The organism is Streptomyces griseorubiginosus, from assembly GCF_017614965.1.
GTDB lineage: Bacteria > Actinomycetota > Actinomycetes > Streptomycetales > Streptomycetaceae > Streptomyces > Streptomyces griseorubiginosus_B.
In genome coordinates, this window is record NZ_WVUG01000501.1 from 1 (window position 1) to 3,745 (window position 3,745).

Consider the following 3,745-nt stretch of genomic DNA (forward strand, 5'->3'; position numbering starts at 1 on the left):
CGCTCGGTGCGGCGGTCGCGGGTACGTCCGTTACGTCGACGCGGGGCTCCGACACGGCCGTACCGCCGGCCCCCTTCGTCGCGGCTACCAGGTCCACCGGTACCGAAGTGGCCCCACTCTCCCCCGACTTGACCCTCCCCTTCTTCACCGACGGCCCCACCGGAGCGTCAGCCACCGGTGTATGTGTCGTCGGCCCGTCCGCCACGGGGATCCGGCCCGACGGAGCGCTGGGCGGGCCGCCGTTGCCGAGTACGAGGACGAGTGCGGCCGCACCCGCCACGACCACCCCGGCCGCGGCGGCCACCGGCTTGGTCCCGCCGGTCAGGGCGTGACGCACCCCGTGCAGCACGCCGTGTGTCCCCGGCGCGGAGCCCGCCGTGGCGAAGGCGAGCAGGAACTTCCCCGCGCCCCCCATCGCCAGCACCAGCAGCGCGGGCCCGACCAGCGCGGGCAGACGGTCGTTGGCGCTCATCAGTGCCGCGAGCCGCGCCCGGCAGTCATCGCAGCCGTCCACGTGCCCGAGCAGCCGCTCGGACTGGCGCGCCGAGGCCGCCCCGCGCACATACGCCGGCATCCGAGCCCAGTGCACCTGGCACGCGGGATCGTCGGGCGCCCCGGTCTGCGCCCGCAGGAACGCCTGCCGCATGCCCTCGCGCGCCCGGTGCAGCAGGACGGCGGTCGCCCCCTCCTTGGTGCCGAGCTGCGGCCCGATCGCCGCCAACGGCTGCCCCTCCGCCTCGGCCAGCCACAGCGCCTTCACCCATCGCTCGGGCAGCTGCTCCAGCACCCGTACGACGAGGTCCACGGAGGACACCCGCTCGGCCGGATCGCCGCCCTGCGCGGGCACCTGCGCCTGCTCGTCGCCGTGCGGATCCCGCGGAGTCTCGCGTACGGCGGTGCCGGCGGCGGCCGCGAGATGGCGGACCGTCGTCATCAGGTACGCGGGGACGTTCTCGATCTCGTGCCCCTGCGCCAGGCGGCGCCAGACCCTGAAGTGGGCCTCGGCGACGAGGTCCTCGGCGGCATGGGCGTTGCGGGTGAGCGAGCGGGCGTAGGCGACGAGGCGGGGTTGCTGCTCCTCGTAGACGCGGGCGTACGCGGCCGTGGAACCGTCGGGCATGGCGGAACGCTCCAGTTGCTGCCTGCTGGGGGAGGGACGGGGCAGAAGGCTTGTAAGCCTAGATGGCAAAACTTTCAATCAAAGTTTCGTGAGCACCGTAAAGTGACGCACGTCACGCCGGAATCTTCCGTCGCGGCGTAATGCAACCGCCACTTGCGTGCTCCAAGAAGTGCAAGGACTCACCGGCACCGCCGCCCGCGCCCGACCCCGACGGAGACCGCTCGTGTACATAGCGCTCGAACAGCCCACCGGCGCTCATCTTCTGACGCCCGACCACGAGGAACTGGCGGTCCCCGTGACCCTCCGCTACAGCTCCGAGGACCCGCTGGCCGTCCACCTCGTCTTCCCCGCCTGGATCTCCCTGGACGAGGAGGTGGTCACCTGGACCTTCGCCCGCGCCCTCCTGGAGGAGGGCCTGGACACTCCCGCCGGCCTCGGCACGGTCCACGTCCGCCCGTACGGCCCGAACGACACGCTGGTGGAGTTCCGCGCCCCCGAGGGCGTGGCGGTCGTCCGCTTCCGCACGGCGGACCTCCGCCACTTCCTCCACCGCTCGTACACGGTCGCGGAGCCCGGCGGTGAACCCCTCCGGCCGGCGCTGGACCGGGGGCTGGCGACGCTGTTCGGGGCGGCGTGAGACCTCAGTCGGCCTGGCTGTGCCCCTTGCCGCCGCCGGCCTGCCCCTCCGGGCGGACCGCGTCCTCGGCCTTCTTCGCCAGGTCGACGTCGAGCAGACGGACGGCACGCTGAGGTGGTCGGACGCGCTGGGGGTGTCCTGGCCCTGGTGGAGGCAGGGCCGCCTCCGGTGACAGGACGCTGCGTGCGACCGGTCCAGACGATCTGTTCGCCGGGGTCGACGTCAGCGGTTGATCGCCTGGATCTCCTGGACGTTCATGTCCTGGGTGGTGTCGAAGGTGCCGTCGGGGAGGTCGCCCCTGGCGCCGCCCGTGCCCTCCCAGGAGATCTGCCAGGTGATGCTGGCCTTCAGGTGGTACGGCGTGCCGTTGGTGGCCTTGAGGTAAGTGATGCCGCACGGCGGGGTCTTGTCCGCGTCACCCGGCTGGTACGGGGTTCCGATCGAGCCGTCGTCGTTGATGGTGCAGTCGCCGGAGGCCGGGAAGGTCGTCGCGTCACCGGTACCCGGGTCCAGGTGGAGGGCGACCGGCTTGGCTGTCGTTTCGGCCCAGAGGTTGGTGCGGGGGAGTTCCGCGCGGACCTTGACCTCCTGGAACGTGCCCTTGTCCAGCCAGACCCAAGTGGGCAGGTTGACCGTGGACTTGGCGGTGGGTTTCAGCTCGATCTCGGTGTTGGGGACCTTGATCTGGTTGTAGGCGTAGTCGGCGAGCATTTCGGGCGTGGGGGCGTGCGGCACCTTGGGAACGACGTTGGCGTCCTGCCAGAACATGATGCGGCCGCAGTCCCAGGAGTCCGGGTCGTTCTCGTCCGGTGCGACGCTGCGCCAGAAGTAGCCGTCCTTGCCGATGTTGTAGTTCTTGTAGCCCTCGGCGACGCTGTTGGTGTCGTCGAAGTTGTTCTCCGGCTTGCCGTCCTGGTAGTGGTCGGTCCACAGACGCTTGCCGTACCAGGACTCGTGAATGCCGACGTCTCCGTCGCCGTCCGTACGGTCCACGAAGTCCTTGAGCTCCTGACCGGTGAACACGGGTTCGTACCAGCAGGCGGGGGGCTTCCAGTTGACGTCCACGGAAGAGATCGAGCCACGCTTGCCGCCGGTGGGTCCGCTGACTTGCCGGACCTTGATCGTGGAGTAGGTGGCCGAGGCATAGATGTCACTGCCGTGCTTGCCGCCCGACAGGGTCTTTGACTGCCCTTCGTGGCCGGGAGAACCGAGAGCCGAAGCGGGGGACGGGAGGAGAGCGGCACCGAGGGCAAGCGAGACGAAGAGACCGGCCCTGCGCGTGTAGGTCATGGTCAGCACGCTCCCGGCCGGGTCTCCACGGACATGGTTTTCCAGACGCCGTCGGCCTGCTTCCCGAGACCCGTCTGGTACTGGACCAGCGGGGATTCACCCTTCGGGGTGCCCGAGGTCTTTCCGGTCTTGAGGTCCTTGCTGTAGCCCTTGCTCTCGTCCACGCAGTAAATGAGGGTGGCCCGCTTCTTCTCGTTGCCGAGGTAAGCGATCCGGGGGTTGTAGACCTTGACCGCGCCCACGATGGTGAGGCCCTTGTATCCCTTGACCCAGGCGGAGCCAGTACTCATCGCGGAAGTCCCACTGTAGAAGGACAACGCGCTGTACTCGGGATCGCCGGCGATGATGGCCGCGTACGACGCCCTGAGCCGTTCCTTGCCGTCGTTCAACGCTGTCTGCAGTCCGGGATCACTGTTCGTCCAGCCCTCGAAGTCGGCCTTGAAGCTGGCGGGCAGGGTGATGACGGGCCGCTGAGCCCCGGAAGCCGCCGACGCCGAAGCCGATGGCCCGCTCGACCCCGTGTCCGCTCCCTTGATGTCGTCCGAGGATGACTTGTCACCCCCACCGCACGCGGTGAGCAGCAGCGTCGTCGCCAAGGTGAACGCGGCGGCAGTGGACGTCAGTGCGCGGCGGGCCACGGTTGATCTCCCCCGAAGTCGGCTGTGTGCAACGGGGAACGAAGTTATCAGGGGCGGGTA

Annotated in this window: 4 protein-coding genes; 1 reads left to right on the forward strand and 3 read right to left on the reverse strand. The window is 69.5% G+C overall.

The genetic code is table 11. The features are described from left to right. Nucleotides 1–1,120, reverse strand: a 1,120-nt coding sequence (locus GRC12_RS42645) for a sigma-70 family RNA polymerase sigma factor (protein WP_208785817.1), incomplete at its 3' end; no start/stop codon positions are given. Nucleotides 1,121–1,343: 223 nt separating this feature from the next. Between GRC12_RS42645 and GRC12_RS42650 the strand changes: the two genes are divergently transcribed. Next, on the forward strand, nt 1,344–1,757 hold the full coding sequence (locus GRC12_RS42650; RefSeq protein ID WP_208785818.1) for an SsgA family sporulation/cell division regulator: 414 nt from the start codon (nt 1,344–1,346) through the stop codon (nt 1,755–1,757). A gap of 222 nt (nt 1,758–1,979) precedes the next feature. Here the strand turns inward: GRC12_RS42650 and GRC12_RS42655 are convergent, their stop codons facing one another. Continuing rightward, nucleotides 1,980–3,047: a hypothetical protein gene (locus tag GRC12_RS42655; protein ID WP_208785819.1), complete on the reverse strand. Its 1,068-nt coding sequence runs from the start codon at nt 3,045–3,047 to the stop codon at nt 1,980–1,982. 2 nt (nt 3,048–3,049) lie between these two features. After that, nucleotides 3,050–3,685, reverse strand: a complete 636-nt coding sequence (locus GRC12_RS42660) for a hypothetical protein (protein WP_208785820.1) — start codon at nt 3,683–3,685, stop codon at nt 3,050–3,052. Between the last annotated feature and the right edge of the window lie 60 nt (nt 3,686–3,745).

What these genes read in the sequence shown, in the direction of transcription:
- GRC12_RS42655 (WP_208785819.1), bottom strand. Translation starts at nt 3,047, where the DNA reads ATGACCTACACGCGCAGGGCCGGTCTCTTCGTCTCGCTTGCCCTCGGT.